The organism is Streptomyces sp. NPDC001020 (assembly GCF_053599115.1).
In genome coordinates this window covers 43081-59210 of record NZ_JBSFLQ010000011.1, presented here as the reverse complement: position 1 = coordinate 59210, position 16130 = coordinate 43081, and the positions used below count along the sequence as shown (strand labels likewise).

Sequence of the window (16130 nt, the reverse complement as noted above, 5' to 3'; positions counted from 1 at the left end):
GCCACTAGGAGAGTGTCAGGTCCGTCGTGACGGTTTCCCAGAGGGCGTCGAACCACTTCTGGGACTGGTCGACGAACGCCGCGTCGCGCCGGCCCGTGCGGCGCTCGAAGGAGAAGAGGAGGGACTTGGTGCCCAGGGCGTCGTACATCTCGAGCGTCCGGCTCTCCACCTCCTCCTCCCGCTTGGTGAGCATGTAGTACGCGATCAGGGCTTCCGACCCGTTGAGGAGGTACAGCTTCACCGGCGGGGTGAAGGGCAGCGCGCGGAAGGTGACCTGGACGTCGATGTCGTGCGACGCGCGCAGCGCCTGGAGGTTGTGGCGCAGGACGTGACCCTGGGCGTTGCGCTGGTCCAGCCAGCGCTTGTGGACCGGGTCGTCCTCGCCGCGTCCGCCGACCGGGACGGGGAACGCCAGGTCGATGTCACGGGACGGAAGCAGGATGCGGACGTCGATCGACGCCGGACGGATCCTGCCCTCGTGGATCAGCCGTACCGGTTCGCCCAGCGCCAGCGTCAGCGTCTCGGCGGTCAGACAGGCCGCGTCGATGCGCACGTGGGGTGCCGCGAACGCCGCCGCGAGCCTCGGCGCGAGCCCGATCATCGTCGGCTGCGGATCGCCCCGCATCGGCTGGGGTTCGGCGATCCTGGGCGGGCTGCCCTTGCTGACGTTGCTCAGCAGCCCGTCCTCCTGAAGGACGCGCAGGGCCTGGCGGACCGCGCCCCGTTCCACACCGAACTCCTCCGCGAGTTCGGCCTGGGTCGGCAGGCGGTCGCCCGTCTTGAGGTCGCCGGTGCGGATACGGGCCCGCAGGGTGTCGGCGATCCCCTGAGGCGAGAGCTTTCTGCTGCCGTTCACGACGACGTCCTCCTGGGCCACAACCAAACGCTACAACCTGCGCCCATCTATGGGGAGTTGTTTAGGACTTGTACCGCGTGCGACCAACTGGGGCTACCACCCTGCACGTTGATTGCCAACTTGGCCGAGTTGGCCCCTGACGGGCTCGTGTTCGCCCCTGCATACGGCACCATCGACCCCACGCACCGGGCAACACGGCACGCGTGCCGCATCTGGCCGGTTCTGTGCGCCCCCGAGGGAGCCATGTGCAAAACGGGCCATTGTGGCCACTTCCACACATGCGCGACAGCGCGTTCCGACTCAACGGGCCCACACCACACCTTCAACTTCACGCCATCTTGGGGCAGTTCCGTGGAAGGTGGTTATGAGACGACTCGAACGGGAGATAAGTACGAAGAAGTTGGTTGCCAACTTCGGCAACTTGAGCAAGTTCGACCGCTCTTGAATGACATGGCCATACATTCGCAAGGTTGGCCAGGACCCTGACGTACAGCCGACAGGACTCCCTTCCAGAGGGGAGCCGGGAGCCCCGTCGGCCCGCGCCTCACCGCACCACCACAACCACAACTGAATCGCTACGGATGAACAGCACAGCAGCCAGTCGTTCGCGCGGAAGGAGTGCCACCCACAAGCACGCAGGGCTCAGAACCCGCGAGGCTTAGAACACGTCCGGGCACCACGGTCGCCTGGACGTACGCAGCAGGGCGTCGGCGACGGAGGCGGCGCCCTCTTGCTGTTCCCGCACCCGCCCGAGCGCCGCGAGCCGCACAGCGGACTCGTCGCCCAGCCACAGCGTCGCCAACTCGCCCACGGGCAGGGTCAGCTGAGCGTCCCGGTCGGTCCGCGCGCACCGCGCCCCGTCCGGGCCGGCCTCCAGGAAGTAGCGGCCTCCGGTCAGCCCCGCCTCGTCCACCACCTCCAGCACGAGCGCGCCGGAAGCCGCGTACGTCCGCGCTTCCAGGGCCCGTACGACGTCCAGGATGCGTACCCACAGCCAGTCCGCGTACGTGGTGAGGCGGGCCGCGCGCGGGTCGGGCAGGAGGTGCGGCAGCAGGTCGTCCGGGGCGCGGTGGCCCGACTTCACCGTGGTGATCCAGTCGATGGAGCAGAGGTAGCGCCACAGGGCGCGCTCGGCGGCCGGGCTCGTGGCGATCAGGCCCTTGACGGTCACCGTGTTCAGGGGGCGCTTGTCATCGCCCCAGTGGTCGTCGCACACATAGGCGGCGAGACCCTCGGCCTCGCCGGAGGCGGAGCGGTGGACGGCGTAGAAGAGCTCGGTCCAGGGCGCGCGGTCCAGGCGGATCTCCCCTGTGTTCACCTGCCACCAGCGCTCGTCGCGGTCGATGGCGCCGGGTTGCGCGTGGCGGAGGCGTTCGTGCAGTTCAGGGCCCAGCTTGCGGACCTCGGCGGCGTCGACGAGGTCGATGCGGCCGCCTTCGTCGGGGACGGGGCGATGGAGGTCGAGGCCGGTGCGGGGGACGTCGATGGTCCACTCGGCGGTGTGGGTGGCCGGGCCGAAGCCGTAGCGGCCGTAGATGGGGTACTCGGCTGCGATGAGCGTCGCGACGACGTCGCCGCGCTCCTTCGCGGCGGCGAGGTCGAGCGCCATCATGCGGGTGAGCAGGCCCCGGCGGCGGTGGGTGGCGGTGACCGTGACGTTGGAGATCGCGTCGGCGGGGACGGGTTGCCCGCCGACTGCGGTGAGCTCCTGGTCGAAGGAGCGGAAGGTGGCCACACAGCGGCCGTTGTCGAAGGCACCGAGGGTGCGGGAGGGGACGATGTAACTGGCACGATCGGCGACTTCGGTGTCGGTGACGTGCGGCGGGCGCAGGAATCCGGTGTTGAGGGCGCGGGTCCAGTCGGGGATCTCGCCTTTGGTGATGGGGCGTACGTCGATGTCCTCGGTGCGGCGGCTCATGGAGCCACGCTAGAGGTGCGGCGGCGGGGGTGTCGCGGGGATTTGCCCTGTGGGGCACGCCCCGGGCGGGTGGCAGCGGAAAAAGCCTGGTACGCCCGCCCGGGAAACCTGGGCCCTCCGGGCCCGGCCCCTGGGAACGCTGGGACCCCTGCGCCGCCCGGGACGCCCGGGACCTAGAACACCGCCCGTATCTCCCCCACCTCACGGCCCCCGCCCAGGAGCGGCGCCTTCCCGATCCGTTCCACCACCGGGGCCTCGACTCCCAGCAGGGTCAGGGCTCGGGCCAGCACCGGGCCGAGCGCGCGGCCCGCGCCGTCGTCCACCTTGAAGGCCAGGGCCCGGCCGTCCGGGAGGGCGAGCGCCTGGACCGCCTCCGCGCCCATCTTCGACAGGGCACCGGGGATCTCGCGCATCAGCCAGGTGTCGGGGCGGCGCGTACCCGCCACGTACTCCGGGTGCGCGCGCATGGCGTCGGCCACTCGGCGTTCCGCCGTGTCCGGCGCCGCCAGGACGAAGGAGCGGAAGGCGCGGGCCAGGCCGGTGAGGCTGATCGCCATCAGCGGGGCACCGCAGCCGTCCGTGCCGACCGCCGTCACCGGCTCCCCGGCGGCCTCCTCCACCACGGAGTGGATCAGCCGCTGCAGCGGGTGCGCGGGGTCGAGGTAGGAGTCCAGCGGCCAGCCGCGCAGCGCGCACGCCGCCAGCATCGCCGTGTGCTTGCCGGAACAGTTCATGGTGACCCGCTCGCGCACGGCACCCGACGCCAGGTACGCCTCGGCCTCCTCCGGGTCCAGCGGCAGATCCGGCGGGCACTGGAGCCGCTGCGCGGTCAGGCCGTACTCCGAGAGCATCGTACGCACCAGGTCCCGGTGGAACGCCTCACCCGAGTGGCTCGCGGCGGCGATCGCCAGCCGTTCCCCGGTCAGCTCAAGGCCCGCCCGCAGCACACCGGCGGCCTGCATCGGCTTGTTGGACGAGCGCGGGAAGACCGGCGCCGTCGCATCCCCGAGCGCCAGTTCCACCCGGCCGTCGGCGGCCAGCAGGACCAGGCTGCCCCGGTGCCGCCCTTCGACGAACCCGGACCGCACCACTTCGGCGAGTACCGGGGACACGGCGGGCAGGGCGGGCGCGGTGGACTGGATGACGGTGGTCATGGGCGGCGGCCTTCGGGATCGACGGGGGACCCGCCCGGCATCGCCCCGCCCGGTGAGGTCCACCGGGCACGGCACCGGCCACGGCCCCGGGCTCCCGGCCGCCGCGCTGCCCGGGGTGCCCCGGGCCAGCCGCTGCCGCCGGGGTACCGGGGCCGCCGTGCACGCTCGCGGGCCCCGGGTTCGCCGGGGCCGCCGCGTCACATGAGCAGGTCGTCTACTTGTGCTTCTCCTTCACGGTACCTGCGCGTGATTTCGGCACCGCATTCGTCCGCCGTGCGCTGTAGCTGCTGCCGCTGCCGGGAGACCTGCTGCTCGTACCGGACGAGGTGGCCCATACCCGTGACCAGCTCGTCGTCCGTGCGCGCCGTCAGGTCGGACAGCTCGACCTCGGCGAGCATGTCAGCGGCCAGCCGCCGGTACTCCTCTCCGTGCGGCGTGCCGACCGTCACATGGCGGGCCGAGGAGCGCTGCCGGGCGGGAGCGTCGGTGAGGATCTCCGGGAGCCGGTCCATGACCCCCTTCGAGGCCACCCGGCCCCCGCGCCGGGCCAGCTCGGCCCGCAGGATGTCGATACGGCCCTGGAGCAGCCGCCGTACGTAGCTGAGGTCGGCCTCGTCCCGCTGGGCGTCCCGGCGCAGCGCACGCAGTTCGTCCAGCCGCAGCGCGGACAGGTCGTGCTCGGAAGGGTCCGCGGGCAGGCAACTGTCCGTGCGCTGCACGGGCGGCCGGATCTCCCCCGCGCTTCCCGAACGAGTAAGCGCCACAGCCCCAGGCGGCAGCCCGGTACTCGATGTGCTCATGTACCTCTCAACCGTCCCCTCGACCGGCGCGGCACCCCTCGAATATGCCGCGACACACGCATCGTGCCACCCGACGTGGCCGCTATGTGACCGAGTGTCCCCGATAGACCCCAGATGGGGGCGTTATGAACCTATGAACGCAGGTCCGGAACAGAACCGGAACCAACACAAGGGCACCACGGAGGGGCGACAGAGGGACCACGGGCGTGCGGGGGCCGGTACCGTCAGCCCCTTCCGGACGCCTCGGGACCACACGGCATGATGGTCCTCATGCGTGCGGTGGTGCAGAGAGTGGACGGCGCGAGCGTCGTCGTGGACGACGAGACGGTCGGCGAGATCAGCGGCGAGGGGCTGTGTGTGCTCGTCGGGGTCACCCACGACGACACCAAGGAGAAGGCGGCCCAGCTCGCCCGCAAGCTCTGGTCGATCCGCATGCTGCATGACGAGAAGTCCTGCTCGGACATCGACGCGCCGCTCCTCGTGATCAGCCAGTTCACGCTCTACGGTGATGCCCGCAAGGGCCGCCGGCCCACCTGGAACGCGGCCGCCCCCGGCGATGTCGCCGAGCCCCTCGTCGACGAGGTGGTCGCTCAGCTCCGCTCGCTGGGCGCGACGGTGGCGACGGGCCGGTTCGGTGCGCGGATGCGCGTGTCACTGACGAACGACGGCCCGTTCACCGTGCTGCTGGAGGTCTGAGCCGGACGCCATGGCCTGTCCGGCAGGCCCTACGGCTCGACGATCACTTCCTGTGCCGCCGCCGTGGTGTCCGCGAGGAGCGGGGCGTCGACCGGGACGTTCCGCTTGACCAGGGCGAGGGCGACCGGGCCCAGCTCGTGGTGGCGTACCGACGTCGTCACGAAGCCGATCCTGCGGCCCTCGGGGCCCTCGTCCGCCAGGCGCAGCTCCGCGCCGTGCGGCGGCAGGTGGACCTCGCTGCCGTCGAGGTGGAGGAAGACCAGGCGGCGCGGCGGCTTGCCCAGGTTCTCGACCCGGGCGACCGTCTCCTGGCCCCGGTAGCAGCCCTTCTGGAGGTGCACGGCCGTGCCGATCCAGCCCAGTTCGTGCGGGATGGTGCGGTGGTCGGTCTCGAAGCCGAGGCGGGGGCGGTGCTGTTCGACGCGCAGCGCCTCGTAGGCCAGGAGTCCGGCCGGGGGGCCGTTCTTCTCCGCGTACGCTTCCAGGTCCGTGCGCGGGAGGAAGAGTTCGCGGCCGTACGGCGTCTCGCGGGCCAGGACGCCCTCGGGGACCTCGGCGATCGAACCGGCCGGCAGGTGTACCACCGCGAACTCGCCGGTCCGGTCGGCGACTTCCACGCGGTAGAAGAACTTCATCGACTCCAGGTACGCGACCAGCGCGTCCTGGGTGCCGGGCTCGACGTGGGCCCAGACCGTCTCGCCGTCGTCGACCAGGTACAGCGCGTGCTCGATGTGGCCGTGCGCGGTGAGGACGAGCGCCTCGGTGGCCTGGTGCGGGGGGAGTTCGCTGACATGCTGGGTGAGCAGCAGGTGCAGCCAGCTCAGCCGGTCCTCGCCGCTGACGGTGATGACACCGCGGTGCGAGAGGTCCACGAACCCGGTGCCGTCGGCGAGGGCACGCTGCTCGCGGAACAGGTCGCCGTAGTGGGCGGCGACACCTTCGTCCACACCCTCGGCGGGGACAGCGCCGGGCAGGGACAGCAGGGGACTCTTCATGGATCCAAGCCTACGACGCGGTAGTTGAACTCTTGAGCGCACAGTCCTTGCACCGGCCGAAGATCGCGAAGTGCTTCATGTCCGTGTCGAACTCGAAGGTCTCGCGAAGCTTGGCGGTGAACTCGGCGGCGACGTCGAGGTCGGCCTCGATGACGGTCGTGCAGTCGCGGCAGACCAGGTGTATGTGGTGGTGCCGGTCCGCGAGGTGGTACGTCGGCGCGCCGTGCCCGAGGTGGGCGTGGCTGACCAGCCCCAGCTCCTCCAGGAGCTCCAGGGTCCGGTAGACGGTGGAGATGTTGACACCCGAGGCGGTCTTCCGCACCTCGCCGAGGATGTCGTCGGGGGTCGCGTGCTCCAGGGTGTCCACGGCTTCGAGCACGAGTTGCCGCTGCGGGGTCAGCCGGTAGCCGCGCTGCCGCAGATCACTCTTCCAGTCGGTGCTCACCACAGGCCCAGTGTAGGAGTGTGGGGGGCCGAGGGTGTCTGATGCGTCGTACTTGGGCCGAGGGCCGGACAGAGGCATGTCTTCTTGCCGGGTACCCCGTCGGGGCCGCATGCTGCCGGAACTCCGCGCCAAGGAATCGGCAGGCGGTACTGTCGGCACCAGCACCGGCCCTCGATCCGGAGGAAGCTCCCGTGGCCGCTCAGCACCCAGAACCGCGCCCCGAGCCGCTGCTCCCCATGCCTGCTCTCACGCCTGAGGCACTGCGTACCGCGGTGGAGAGGCTGACGCCGAGCCGCGTGCCGGCGTTCGTGCAGGATCTCGTCGAGGCGACGACCAACGCTCAGCAGACCCAGTCGCTCGCTCCTCTGCGTACCTTCGTCCACATCTGGGGCGTCTACGTCGCGATCCAGCGTTACCCATCCCGCGCCACGCGCCTGCGTCAGATGGAAGAAGTGGTCAGCGCGGGCACGGAAGACCCGACGGACGCCATCGCTGAGATCCGGAGGATCCACGCCGAGGCGACGGCGGAGGCCGGTCTGTGAGCGACTGGAAGTGGGACTACGACCCGAGCGAGGAGTACCTGACCGCAGGGCTCCCCGTCGGCGTGATCGCGGAGGTGGAGCGCATCGCCACCGAACTCGCCGCCCTCGGGCATGACACCGGGACGGCAGGCAGCCGTCCGGAGGGGAAGCCCGGCGGGCTCCGGAACTTCCCCATCTTCGGCGGACGCGGCTTCATCCAGTTCCTCGCGGTTCCCCGGCACGAGTGCGTCTACGTCCGCAACATCGTCTGGACCGGGTGAACGCGGCCTACTTGAAGAAGGCGATCCCGTCGTCCGGGAGGTCGTCCGGGAGGGCCTTCGCCCAGCGCTCGACGTCCTCCGGGGAGACGACCTTCTTCAGCTGGGCCGACATGTAGGGGCGCAGCGGGACCTCGGGGGTCTGCTTCTCGCCGACCCACATGAGGTCGCTCTTCACGTATCCGTAAAGACGCTTGCCGCCGCTGTACGGGCCCGAGGCGGCCGTGCGGGCCACGGCGTCCGTCGCGAGGTCGATCTGCGGCTTCTTTTCGGCCATCTCGCCGTACCAGACCTCGACGACCCCATCGTTGCGGACCATGGTGACCTCGACCTTGCGGTCCGCGTCGATCCGCCAGTAGCCGGACTCGGTCTCCAGCGGCCGCACCTTGTTGCCTTCGCTGTCCAGCACCCAGGTGCGGGAGTGGTACTCCAGGAAGTCCCGGCCGTCGTGGGTGAAGGAGACCTCCTGCCCGAAGTTGCACTTCTCGGACCCGGGGAAGTCGTGCACGCCCGCGCCCGCCCAGTTCCCGAGCAGGAAGGCGAGGGGGACGAGGTCCTTGTGGAGGTCGGACGGGATCTCGATCATGAGAGGAGCTTCCTGGATGGTGAGGTCAGCGCTGGCCCTGGTACAGCTTCTTCATGGTCAGACCGGCGAAGGCGATGACGCCGACGCAGACCAGGACCAGCAGGGCTTCGAAGAAGATCTCCACGGGGTGCTCCTTGAGCGGGTATGGGCATACGACAGGGCCGGGGCCCAGCTTACGCGGCCGAGCTCCGGCCTTCTTGGCGAGGTCTCAGTCCAGCAGTTGCTTCTGCAGGACCACCGTCTGCTGAAACGGGATCTTCCCCGCGCCGCCCTTGCGGGACTGCGCGACGAGCGCGATGACGTCGCAGGAGGTGATGTAGGCGTGTCGGACCTGCTCGGCACCGTACGGCTTGATCACGAATCAGCGCGCTTGACGTCGCCGATGAAGCGGGCCCACACGGCGGCCTCGAAGACGAGGGCTCCGCGGTCCGGATCCTTGCTGTCGCGGACGGGGACGACGGAGGGGAGGTTCTGGGCGACCTCGACGCACTGGCCGCCGTCCGAGTTGCTGTAGCTGCTCTTGCGCCACGTCACGTTGGTCAGGTCGATGGCTCGCACGGCACTTCCTCCAACATCCGCAGGACGAACTTCCGCGACTCACCCGAGGGCAGGGCCATGTCGCGCACCGCATCATATGTGCGATGGAAACGCTCAACTCTGCTTGATTCCTCGATGAGTTCGCCGCGTACGTCGTTCTCCGCGTATGCCACGGTACGGCCGTCCAGCAGCCGAAGGAACATCAGGTCGGTGCTCGCCAAGCCGTGAGGGCCAGCGCTGAACGGCAGTACGTGAAGTGTGATGTTCGGCCGCTCCGACACCTCCGCCAGATACTCCAGTTGCTCCCGCCACTCCTGGATGTCGCGCAACGAAGTCCGTAGCACCGCCTCGGAGAGGATGGTCCGGAACGGCGGCGCGTCGTCGCCCTCCAGCAGCTTCCGCCGACCGGCGCGCGCTTCGACCTGCTGGTCGAGCTCCTGCCCCTTGATGCCGCCCGCGGCGAGCGCCTCGCGGGCATACCCGGCCGTCTGTAGAAGTCCTGGCGGCCTACTCACCCCGTAGTGCCACAGACTCACCGCCTCGGCCTCCAGCGCCATGTACCGCCGGTACTGCTCCTTGAACTGCGACGGATCCCCCACCGCCAGCTCCCACAACGCCAGCAACAACCCCGGCGTCCCGTAGTACTGATCCAGCGCCTGCACCACATCGGGGCTCCCCAGCGTCTGGCCGCTCTCCATCTTCCCGAACAGCGACCAGTCCCAACCCAGCGCCTCCCCCAGCTTCCGCAGGCTCAGATCCCGCTCCGTACGAAGCAACCGGAGTTCCTCCGCGAACCGCCTCCGCGGCTCCTGACTGCGTCCCGTAATCACCCGTCTCGGCGGCATGGTGCTCCTTCGTGGAATGAGGCCGTGGCAGGTGTGGAAAGAGCGCCGAGAGGCGGAGAAGGAGGCCTGGTCCACGGCGTTGGGGCCCTGCTCAGGGGTCATGCTCGTACTGTCAGGAATACGCAGAGTAGTCCGGTCATCGCACTGTGCGCAGGCGTTGGCGGAAAGGAACGGCACGGATGACGGCGGAGTCGACAACGGAGTCGGGGCCACTGGAGCGTGGAGCACTCGTCTACGACCCGGCGGCGGGAAGGGTCGGCGAGTACCAGGACACCTCGGGCCCGTACGCGCTGCTGCGCCCGGTCGGTGGCGGCCGGGAGTGGCAGGCCGACCGGGCCGCGCTCCGCCCGGCCACGCAACGGGAGCGGCTGAGTGCCGGGGTGAGGGCGGCGAACGAGCGCGCCCGGGCGGTCGGCGCGAGTGCGCCGGACCCCGCCGTCCTGAGCCGCCCGCCCCTGCCGCTCCCGGGCTGTGCGACGTGCGCGGAGCTGGCCGAGCGGCGCGAAGCCGCCCTGGCCGAGCGCGACCGCAGCGCGGAGACGGACACGAACGTCCTGCTGTGCCGGCACCTGCGGGAGGAGCACCGCGCATGACCCGGCGCACGCCGCGGGGTACGAGCGTCATGAGGGGCATGCGCCCCTCACGCGCCGAGGTCGGCGCCCCGGTCTAGGCTTCGGGCATGGCGAAGAAGCTCGTGATCAAGGTGACGGCCGGGGCGGACTCCCCCGAGCGCTGCTCGCAGGCGTTCACCGTGGCGGCCGTGGCTGTGGCCAGCGGTGTCGATGTGTCCCTGTGGCTGACCGGTGAGTCGTCCTGGTTCGCGTTGCCGGGCCGGGCCGCCGAGTTCGAGCTGCCGCACGCGGCTCCGCTGCCCGACCTGATCGACTCGATCCTGGCGGCCGGGAAGATCACCCTGTGCACGCAGTGCGCGGCCCGCCGCGAGATCACGGAGAAGGACGTGATCGAGGGCGTACGGATCGCGGGCTCCCAGGTGTTCGTCCAGGAGTCGCTGGCGGACGACACCCAGGCGCTCGTCTACTGAACCGCCGAGTGACCCGGAGCTGGCACCATCAACGCCGTCAACGGCGTCAACGGCGTCAACGGCGTCAACGGCGTTTCTTCCCGTCCAGCTCGTCCCACCACTCGTCGGACTGCGGGTCCCCGGACGGGTCGTCCCACCAGCGGTCCTCGGGGCCGCGCCGGTTCGCCACGATCGCGGCCAACGGCGGAATGACCATCGCGACCACGCACATCGCCACGGCCGCAACCACCGACCAGAGCCGCACGACACCCCAGGCCAGGACGAACAGCCCGATGCAGATGCCCATCATGGCGAAGTAGACGTGCCGCCGCCGCGCGTACATACCTCAAGGCTATTCCGGAGCACGCCGAAGGGCCGCACCCCGACCGGATGGCGTCCAACCCCCGGGGGTGCGGCCCTTCAGCCATGCACGACGGCCCGTCGGACCGTCGTGGAGTGTGCGGTCAGACGGCGATCGCGACCTCCGCGAGGCCGCCCTTGCGGGCAACGACCGTACGGTCCGCGGTGGCGCCGCCCGGTACCAGGGCACGGACGGTCCAGGTGCCCTCGGCCGCGTAGAAGCGGAACTGTCCGGTCGCCGAGGTCGGGACCTCGGCGGTGAACTCGCCCGTCGCGTCCAGCAGGCGCACGTATCCGGCGATGGGCTCGCCGTCGTGGGTCACCTGGCCCTGGATCGTGGTCTCACCGGGCTTGGCCGTCGAGGCGTCGGGGCCGCCGGCCTTCGCTCCACACATGGTTCTTCCTTCCGGGTAGGTCCGGTGGTCCGGGGTTACTTGGCCGCGCCCAGCTCGATCGGGACGCCGACGAGGGAGCCGTACTCGGTCCAGGAGCCGTCGTAGTTCTTGACGTTCTGGACACCGAGCAGCTCGTGCAGGACGAACCAGGTCAGCGCGGAGCGCTCACCGATGCGGCAGTACGCGATGGTGTCCTTGGCCAGGTCGATGTTCTCGTCGGTGTAGAGCTTCCTGAGCTCCTCGTCCGACTTGAAGGTGCCGTCGTCGTTGGCGTTCTTGGACCACGGGATGTTGCGGGCGGTCGGGACGTGGCCCGGACGCTGCGACTGCTCCTGCGGCAGGTGCGCGGGGGCGAGCAGCTTGCCGGAGAACTCGTCGGGCGAGCGGACGTCCACCAGGTTCTGCGAACCGATCGCGGCGATCACCTCGTCGCGGAAGGCGCGGAGGGAGGTGTCCTGCGGCTCGGCCTTGTAGTCGGTGGCCGGGCGCTCGGGCACCTCGGTGCCGTCGACCAGCTCGCGGGCGTCCAGCTCCCACTTCTTGCGGCCGCCGTCGAGAAGCTTGACGTTCTCGTGGCCGTACAGCTTGAAGTACCAGTAGGCGTAGGACGCGAACCAGTTGTTGTTGCCGCCGTAGAGGATCACCAGCGTGTCGTTGGCGATGCCCTTGGCCGACAGCAGCTTCTCGAAGCCGGCCTGGTCGATGAAGTCACGGCGGACCGGGTCCTGGAGATCCTTCGTCCAGTCGATCCGGATGGCGTTCTTGATGTGGTTCTTTTCGTACGCGGACGTGTCCTCGTCGACCTCGACGATGGCGATGTCCGAGTCGTCCAGGTGGTCCTGCAGCCAGTCTGCGTCGACCAGGACGTCGCTGCGGCTCATGCTCTTACTCCTCCGGGCAGTTGCGGCGGGGACATGCGAGTGAGAAAAGGGGTTACGCGGTCCAGCGGTGGCGTACGCGGTGCGCGAGGGGCCCTGCGTCCAGGATCAGGGCGTCAGGTTGAGGGCGCCAGGCAGGGGCCCGTGACGCCGGAGTCCGCTCTTGCGTTCAGGAAGTGCGACAGAGCATGGCGGCGACGCGGCACAGGTCCACTGCCCGCCGCTTCGTGAGATCCGCCTGTCGCTGCATGCCGTCGATCGTAGGGACGGACAGCGGGGCGTGTCATCGATGTGTCGCGATGTGAGACGCGATCGTCCGGTTATCGAGATGTGAAGGGGATCTGACCGCCGCCGCGTGCGCGCCGGACCGCCATGTCTGCCCGCACACTTACGCTGCGGACAGGCCGTCTCGCTCTATGGACATTCCGCCGCTCTGGGCCGTCAGCCGCTGTTACCCGGCGAGCGCGATGTTCGAACCCTTGACCGTGAACTCCACGCCGTCCTGCGCCGCCTCGACCTTGTCGAGCCGAATGCCACCGGGGAGCCCGTCGATCTTCTGCTGGAAGTCGGTGATCGACCGGATCCGGTTCTCGGCGAGCTGGACGCCCGCGAACTTGGGCAGGGCGTCCGCGTGCACCTTCACGCTGTCACCCTGGGCCGTGACCGAGCTGAGCACGAAGACCGGGTTCGGCAGCTTGGCGCCGAACACCGTCGCCGCGACCGCGACCTTGATCTTGCCGTTCCCGCCGTCCGAGAGGCCGACGACCCGGGCCGTGACGCCGGGCGCGACCTGACTGGTCTCGGACTTGGCCGTCTTGAGCAGCTCGTCGTACGCGATGAGCGCGCTGCCGGTGGCGTGGTCGGCGGTGGCGGAGCTGTAGTTCCCGGAGAACTTGACGCCCTTCATATGGGCGTTCAGATCGTCGATACGGATCTTCTCGCTGCCCTTGCCGGTGGCCGCCTCGTAGTTCTTGATGCCGATCTCGACGTCGTCCAGCTCACCGCCGACGAGCTGGGTGAGGAAGGGGAAGCCGTTGATGGACACGTCCGGGGCCGAGGCCAGGTTCTCGTGGGCCTTCACCTTGTCGGCCACCTCGTTCTCCGCGAAGTGGACCGCCACCCGGTCCGCGATCACGAAGAGGCCACCCAGGATCACGACGAAGATCAGCAGTATTCGCAGTGCGCGCATGCTTGGAGTCCCCACCTCAACGGTCATCGAAAGACGGTCACCGATGACCGGATTGCCATCGAGCGCGACTGTAATCCTCTGGGGAAGAGGGTCCGGGAGATTGTTGATCACCTGTGACAGACAGGCGTTGGCCGCGGGCGCCGGTGGAACGCCGGACCGCGCCCGCGGCAGCCGGGCACCGTCGGTCAGCCCAGTGCCCGCCCCAGCACGTAGACCACCGGCGCCGCCGCCGTCAGCGGCAGGGCGACGCCCGCCGTGAAGTGGACGAAGCGGGACGGGTAGTCGTAGGACGCGACCCGGTGGCCGACCAGCGCACAGACGCCCGCGCCCAGGCCGAGGAAGACGCCGGACGACGTCCCCAGGCTCGTCATCCCGCCCAGCGCCATGCCCGCGCCGGCCGACGCCAGCAGCGCCACGGCCACGGAGGCCACGGTCGGCAGCGGCAGCGCCCGCACCAGGAGCGCGACCGCGACCACGATGGCGCCCACCGTGACGGCCGTGTGCGGGGCCGCCAGATACCCGGTCGCGACGATCGACAGCGCGGACGAGGCGACGGTCGCCATCAGGCCGTACATCCGGGTGTCCGGATCGGCGTGCGACCGCAGCTGCAGGACGAGGGCAAGCAGCACCCATACGCCGAGAGTGCCGAGGATCACCGGGGGCCCTTGCTCCCGGCCGGCCACCAGCAGCGCGACATCCGCGGCGAACGCGCCCAGGAACGCCAGCGCGATGCCCTGGCGGGCGGGCCACATGCCGTTCAGCCGGAACCATCCGGCGGCGGTCACGGCCTGCAAGACCACCAGCGGTACGACCAGGGCGTACGACCCGAGGGCCGCGGCCCCGGCGAGCAGCGCCCCGAGCCCAGCGGTGAGCGCGGCGGGCTGCAACCCCGGCTCGATGATCGGCGAACGGCCTTCGAGCCGGGCGCGCTGGTTGGCGGGCAGGCCGGAGACATCGACGGGAGCTTCGGGCGTCGTGGTCCGGGTACCGCCACCGCCCTGAGCGGTTGCCCAGCCGCCGGCGCTCCCGCCCGGGCCGGACGGGTGGGCGAGACCATCGGCGCCGGACGCCGCGTAACCGTGGGACTCGTACACGGGGACCTCCGGCGGCAACGGCTGCGCGGCCCCGTACGCCTGCCCCTCCCATTGCTGCGCGTAGGGCTGCTGGAGGGGCTGCTGCTGCGGATACGCGGCGGCGTTCGGGTCGTACCAACCCTGCTGATGCGGCTGCTGCGGCTGCTGCGGCTGGGGCTGCTGCCCGTAGGGGTCGTACGACGCGTCATATCCCTCGTACGGCTGATTGCTGTACGGCTGATCGCCGTACGGCTGGTTGCTCATCGCTTCGCTCATCCTCCTGCGAACGGCGGGAGCACCTCGACCGTGCCGCCCTCGGCCAGCCGTACCGTCTCATGCGCGCGGGTCCCCACGGGGTCACCGTCGACGAGGAAGGAGCATCGCCGCAGAACGCGGACGAGTTCGCCGGGGTGTCGCTCGCGGGCCGCGTCGAGCGCATCCGCGAGCGTGGCCGCGTCGTACAGCTCCTCGGCGGTCCCGGCAGCCGCCTTGGCGGCGGCCCAGTAGCGCACCGTGCCCTTTGCCATCTGCTTCCTCGAGTCGGTCGTCATGGACGGTCGTCATGGACACCGTCAGGCTAGTGCCCCGGGGCTACTGGCTCGCGCGCGAGACCACCCATGCGCCGATCCGCTCCAGCAGGGCGTCGTCGCTGGCGTGCTCGGCGTGGCCCATGCCGGGCTCCAGCCACAGTTCGGCGTGGTCCGGGGCGGCGTCCGCCAGCATCCGGGGGTGGTCGAGGGGGAAGTAGCCGTCCTGGTCGCCGTGCACGATCAGCAGGGGCGTCGGTGCGATCAGGGGGACGGACTCCACGGGTGAGGCCGGTACCGGGTCCCAGACCCGGTGGTCGATCCGGGTGCGCATCCCGTAGCGGCCCACCAGGCGGCCCGTGGGCCGCAGGACGAGCCAGTGGAGTCGTCGCATGGGGGCCGTGCCCCGGTAGAACCAGCGGGCGGGCGAGCTGACGGCGACCACCGCGTCCGGCTGCGCACCCTCGTGGTGCCGTGCCGCGTGCCGCAGCACCACGGAGCCGCCCATCGAGAAGCCGACGGTGGCCACCCTGGAATGCCCGAGCTCGCGCGCCCACGCCACCGCGGCCGCCAGATCTTCCACCTCGCGGTCACCAACCGTCGATCGTCCGCCCGACGCGCCGTGGCCCCGGAAGGAGAACGTGACCACCGCCCCGTACCGGGCGAGGGCGCCCACCACCCGGCGGACCTGGGGGCGCTCCAGATCACCCGTGAAGCCGTGTGCGACGACGATCGCGAGGTCCGCCGGGCGACCGGAAGGCGCGCGTCCGGTGTCGTCCGCGGACGCCCCCCGAGCAGCCGCCGGATCGTACGCCGCGTCGATCGTCACGCCGTCGGTCGTGCGCAGAAACGTCCGCATATACCCCTGACGTACCGTCTTTGAATTCGAACAAATGACAGGACGAATGGTAGATTGTCCTCTTTGGTCCGACCGGCCGCTGCTCATGTGGGCTATTCTGCTGGGCAGAGGACTCGGGCAGCGTAGCCCCCGGGTCCTTTCGTGCTTTCGGAAGCGTTGTGCGCGCGGCGGCAAGCCGCAGGTGTACGGGGCGCCGA

Annotated in this window: 23 protein-coding genes; 5 read left to right on the top strand and 18 right to left on the bottom strand. The window is 70.1% G+C overall.

Annotated features, from left to right (window positions below; all coding sequences use genetic code 11):
- Positions 1–4: 4 nt before the first annotated feature.
- The 4 genes from ACWDEX_RS13050 to ACWDEX_RS13035 form a co-directional block, all read right to left on the bottom strand.
- Positions 5–883, bottom strand: coding sequence for a GntR family transcriptional regulator (locus tag ACWDEX_RS13050; protein WP_450463341.1), 879 nt, complete (start codon positions 881–883; stop codon positions 5–7).
- 631 nt (positions 884–1514) lie between these two features.
- On the bottom strand, positions 1515–2774 hold the full coding sequence (locus ACWDEX_RS13045; RefSeq protein ID WP_450463340.1) for a GNAT family N-acetyltransferase: 1260 nt from the start codon (positions 2772–2774) through the stop codon (positions 1515–1517).
- Between the two features lie 173 nt (positions 2775–2947).
- The gene (locus ACWDEX_RS13040) at positions 2948–3928 is read right to left on the bottom strand and encodes an asparaginase (protein WP_450463339.1); all 981 of its coding nucleotides are present in this window, start codon (positions 3926–3928) and stop codon (positions 2948–2950) included.
- Between the two features lie 197 nt (positions 3929–4125).
- Complete coding sequence (locus ACWDEX_RS13035) at positions 4126–4728, bottom strand: RsiG family protein (RefSeq protein WP_450463338.1); 603 nt, start codon at positions 4726–4728, stop codon at positions 4126–4128.
- Positions 4729–4998: 270 nt separating this feature from the next.
- Between ACWDEX_RS13035 and dtd the strand changes: the two genes are divergently transcribed.
- Positions 4999–5424: a D-aminoacyl-tRNA deacylase gene (gene dtd / locus ACWDEX_RS13030; RefSeq protein ID WP_450463337.1), complete on the top strand. Its 426-nt coding sequence runs from the start codon at positions 4999–5001 to the stop codon at positions 5422–5424.
- A 29-nt stretch (positions 5425–5453) separates the two neighbouring features.
- Here dtd and ygfZ read toward each other — a convergent pair whose 3' ends face one another.
- Positions 5454–6419 carry a CAF17-like 4Fe-4S cluster assembly/insertion protein YgfZ gene (gene ygfZ / locus ACWDEX_RS13025; RefSeq protein ID WP_450463336.1) on the bottom strand — a complete coding sequence of 322 codons (966 nt, stop codon included), beginning with the start codon at positions 6417–6419 and terminating at the stop codon, positions 5454–5456.
- 10 nt (positions 6420–6429) lie between these two features.
- A complete protein-coding gene (locus tag ACWDEX_RS13020; RefSeq protein ID WP_450463335.1) occupies positions 6430–6867 on the bottom strand; it encodes a Fur family transcriptional regulator in 438 nt (145 codons plus the stop codon).
- Positions 6868–7055: 188 nt separating this feature from the next.
- Here ACWDEX_RS13020 and ACWDEX_RS13015 point away from each other — a divergent pair, with 188 nt between their 5' ends.
- Positions 7056–7406 (top strand): DUF6247 family protein, encoded by a 351-nt coding sequence (locus ACWDEX_RS13015; protein ID WP_450463334.1) that lies wholly within the window; start codon positions 7056–7058, stop codon positions 7404–7406.
- On the top strand, positions 7403–7666 hold the full coding sequence (locus ACWDEX_RS13010; RefSeq protein WP_450463333.1) for a hypothetical protein: 264 nt from the start codon (positions 7403–7405) through the stop codon (positions 7664–7666). The genes ACWDEX_RS13015 and ACWDEX_RS13010 overlap by 4 nt, the downstream gene beginning before the upstream one ends.
- Positions 7667–7673: 7 nt before the next feature.
- Here the strand turns inward: ACWDEX_RS13010 and ACWDEX_RS13005 are convergent, their stop codons facing one another.
- The 4 genes from ACWDEX_RS13005 to ACWDEX_RS12990 all read right to left on the bottom strand — a co-directional run bounded on the left by ACWDEX_RS13005 (position 7674) and on the right by ACWDEX_RS12990 (position 9631).
- Positions 7674–8249, bottom strand: coding sequence for an FABP family protein (locus ACWDEX_RS13005; RefSeq protein WP_450463332.1), 576 nt, complete (start codon positions 8247–8249; stop codon positions 7674–7676).
- 208 nt (positions 8250–8457) lie between these two features.
- A complete protein-coding gene (locus ACWDEX_RS13000; RefSeq protein ID WP_450463331.1) occupies positions 8458–8607 on the bottom strand; it encodes a hypothetical protein in 150 nt (49 codons plus the stop codon).
- The gene (locus ACWDEX_RS12995) at positions 8604–8807 is read right to left on the bottom strand and encodes a DUF397 domain-containing protein (RefSeq protein ID WP_450463330.1); all 204 of its coding nucleotides are present in this window, start codon (positions 8805–8807) and stop codon (positions 8604–8606) included. The genes ACWDEX_RS13000 and ACWDEX_RS12995 overlap by 4 nt, the downstream gene beginning before the upstream one ends.
- Complete coding sequence (locus tag ACWDEX_RS12990; RefSeq protein ID WP_450463329.1) at positions 8789–9631, bottom strand: helix-turn-helix domain-containing protein; 843 nt, start codon at positions 9629–9631, stop codon at positions 8789–8791. Before ACWDEX_RS12990 ends, ACWDEX_RS12995 begins: the two co-directional genes overlap by 19 nt.
- A gap of 179 nt (positions 9632–9810) precedes the next feature.
- Between ACWDEX_RS12990 and ACWDEX_RS12985 the strand changes: the two genes are divergently transcribed.
- Entirely contained in the window at positions 9811–10224 is a 414-nt protein-coding gene (locus tag ACWDEX_RS12985) for a hypothetical protein (RefSeq protein WP_450463328.1), read from the top strand.
- A gap of 86 nt (positions 10225–10310) precedes the next feature.
- A complete protein-coding gene (locus ACWDEX_RS12980; RefSeq protein ID WP_450463327.1) occupies positions 10311–10673 on the top strand; it encodes a DsrE family protein in 363 nt (120 codons plus the stop codon).
- A gap of 64 nt (positions 10674–10737) precedes the next feature.
- Here the strand turns inward: ACWDEX_RS12980 and ACWDEX_RS12975 are convergent, their stop codons facing one another.
- The 8 genes from ACWDEX_RS12975 to ACWDEX_RS12940 all read right to left on the bottom strand — a co-directional run bounded on the left by ACWDEX_RS12975 (position 10738) and on the right by ACWDEX_RS12940 (position 16020).
- A complete protein-coding gene (locus ACWDEX_RS12975; protein ID WP_450463326.1) occupies positions 10738–10995 on the bottom strand; it encodes a DUF3099 domain-containing protein in 258 nt (85 codons plus the stop codon).
- Positions 10996–11116: 121 nt separating this feature from the next.
- On the bottom strand, positions 11117–11407 hold the full coding sequence (locus ACWDEX_RS12970; RefSeq protein WP_450463325.1) for a DUF1416 domain-containing protein: 291 nt from the start codon (positions 11405–11407) through the stop codon (positions 11117–11119).
- Positions 11408–11442: 35 nt separating this feature from the next.
- Positions 11443–12288, bottom strand: a complete 846-nt coding sequence (locus tag ACWDEX_RS12965; RefSeq protein WP_450463324.1) for a sulfurtransferase — start codon at positions 12286–12288, stop codon at positions 11443–11445.
- Positions 12289–12454: 166 nt separating this feature from the next.
- Positions 12455–12535 (bottom strand): putative leader peptide, encoded by an 81-nt coding sequence (locus ACWDEX_RS12960; protein WP_355139345.1) that lies wholly within the window; start codon positions 12533–12535, stop codon positions 12455–12457.
- A 201-nt stretch (positions 12536–12736) separates the two neighbouring features.
- Positions 12737–13474 (bottom strand): LmeA family phospholipid-binding protein, encoded by a 738-nt coding sequence (locus ACWDEX_RS12955; protein ID WP_450463323.1) that lies wholly within the window; start codon positions 13472–13474, stop codon positions 12737–12739.
- A 185-nt stretch (positions 13475–13659) separates the two neighbouring features.
- Positions 13660–14811 carry a hypothetical protein gene (locus ACWDEX_RS12950; RefSeq protein ID WP_450463322.1) on the bottom strand — a complete coding sequence of 384 codons (1152 nt, stop codon included), beginning with the start codon at positions 14809–14811 and terminating at the stop codon, positions 13660–13662.
- Between the two features lie 8 nt (positions 14812–14819).
- Positions 14820–15074, bottom strand: a complete 255-nt coding sequence (locus ACWDEX_RS12945) for a MoaD/ThiS family protein (RefSeq protein WP_450463469.1) — start codon at positions 15072–15074, stop codon at positions 14820–14822.
- A gap of 64 nt (positions 15075–15138) precedes the next feature.
- Positions 15139–16020 carry an alpha/beta hydrolase gene (locus tag ACWDEX_RS12940; RefSeq protein ID WP_450463321.1) on the bottom strand — a complete coding sequence of 294 codons (882 nt, stop codon included), beginning with the start codon at positions 16018–16020 and terminating at the stop codon, positions 15139–15141.
- Positions 16021–16130 lie beyond the last annotated feature (110 nt).

What these genes read in the sequence shown, in the direction of transcription:
- ACWDEX_RS12950 (WP_450463322.1), bottom strand. Translation starts at nt 14,811, where the DNA reads ATGAGCAACCAGCCGTACGGCGATCAGCCGTACAGCAATCAGCCGTAC.
- ACWDEX_RS13040 (WP_450463339.1), bottom strand. Translation starts at nt 3,928, where the DNA reads ATGACCACCGTCATCCAGTCCACCGCGCCCGCCCTGCCCGCCGTGTCC.
- ACWDEX_RS12970 (WP_450463325.1), bottom strand. Translation starts at nt 11,407, where the DNA reads ATGTGTGGAGCGAAGGCCGGCGGCCCCGACGCCTCGACGGCCAAGCCC.
- ACWDEX_RS13045 (WP_450463340.1), bottom strand. Translation starts at nt 2,774, where the DNA reads ATGAGCCGCCGCACCGAGGACATCGACGTACGCCCCATCACCAAAGGC.
- ACWDEX_RS13035 (WP_450463338.1), bottom strand. Translation starts at nt 4,728, where the DNA reads ATGAGCACATCGAGTACCGGGCTGCCGCCTGGGGCTGTGGCGCTTACT.
- ACWDEX_RS12985 (WP_450463328.1), top strand. Translation starts at nt 9,811, where the DNA reads ATGACGGCGGAGTCGACAACGGAGTCGGGGCCACTGGAGCGTGGAGCA.
- ACWDEX_RS12960 (WP_355139345.1), bottom strand. Translation starts at nt 12,535, where the DNA reads ATGCAGCGACAGGCGGATCTCACGAAGCGGCGGGCAGTGGACCTGTGC.
- ACWDEX_RS12990 (WP_450463329.1), bottom strand. Translation starts at nt 9,631, where the DNA reads ATGCCGCCGAGACGGGTGATTACGGGACGCAGTCAGGAGCCGCGGAGG.
- ACWDEX_RS12965 (WP_450463324.1), bottom strand. Translation starts at nt 12,288, where the DNA reads ATGAGCCGCAGCGACGTCCTGGTCGACGCAGACTGGCTGCAGGACCAC.
- ACWDEX_RS12940 (WP_450463321.1), bottom strand. Translation starts at nt 16,020, where the DNA reads ATGAGCAGCGGCCGGTCGGACCAAAGAGGACAATCTACCATTCGTCCT.
- dtd (WP_450463337.1), top strand. Translation starts at nt 4,999, where the DNA reads ATGCGTGCGGTGGTGCAGAGAGTGGACGGCGCGAGCGTCGTCGTGGAC.
- ACWDEX_RS13005 (WP_450463332.1), bottom strand. Translation starts at nt 8,249, where the DNA reads ATGATCGAGATCCCGTCCGACCTCCACAAGGACCTCGTCCCCCTCGCC.
- ACWDEX_RS12945 (WP_450463469.1), bottom strand. Translation starts at nt 15,074, where the DNA reads ATGGCAAAGGGCACGGTGCGCTACTGGGCCGCCGCCAAGGCGGCTGCC.
- ACWDEX_RS12975 (WP_450463326.1), bottom strand. Translation starts at nt 10,995, where the DNA reads ATGTACGCGCGGCGGCGGCACGTCTACTTCGCCATGATGGGCATCTGC.
- ygfZ (WP_450463336.1), bottom strand. Translation starts at nt 6,419, where the DNA reads ATGAAGAGTCCCCTGCTGTCCCTGCCCGGCGCTGTCCCCGCCGAGGGT.
- ACWDEX_RS12980 (WP_450463327.1), top strand. Translation starts at nt 10,311, where the DNA reads ATGGCGAAGAAGCTCGTGATCAAGGTGACGGCCGGGGCGGACTCCCCC.
- ACWDEX_RS12955 (WP_450463323.1), bottom strand. Translation starts at nt 13,474, where the DNA reads ATGCGCGCACTGCGAATACTGCTGATCTTCGTCGTGATCCTGGGTGGC.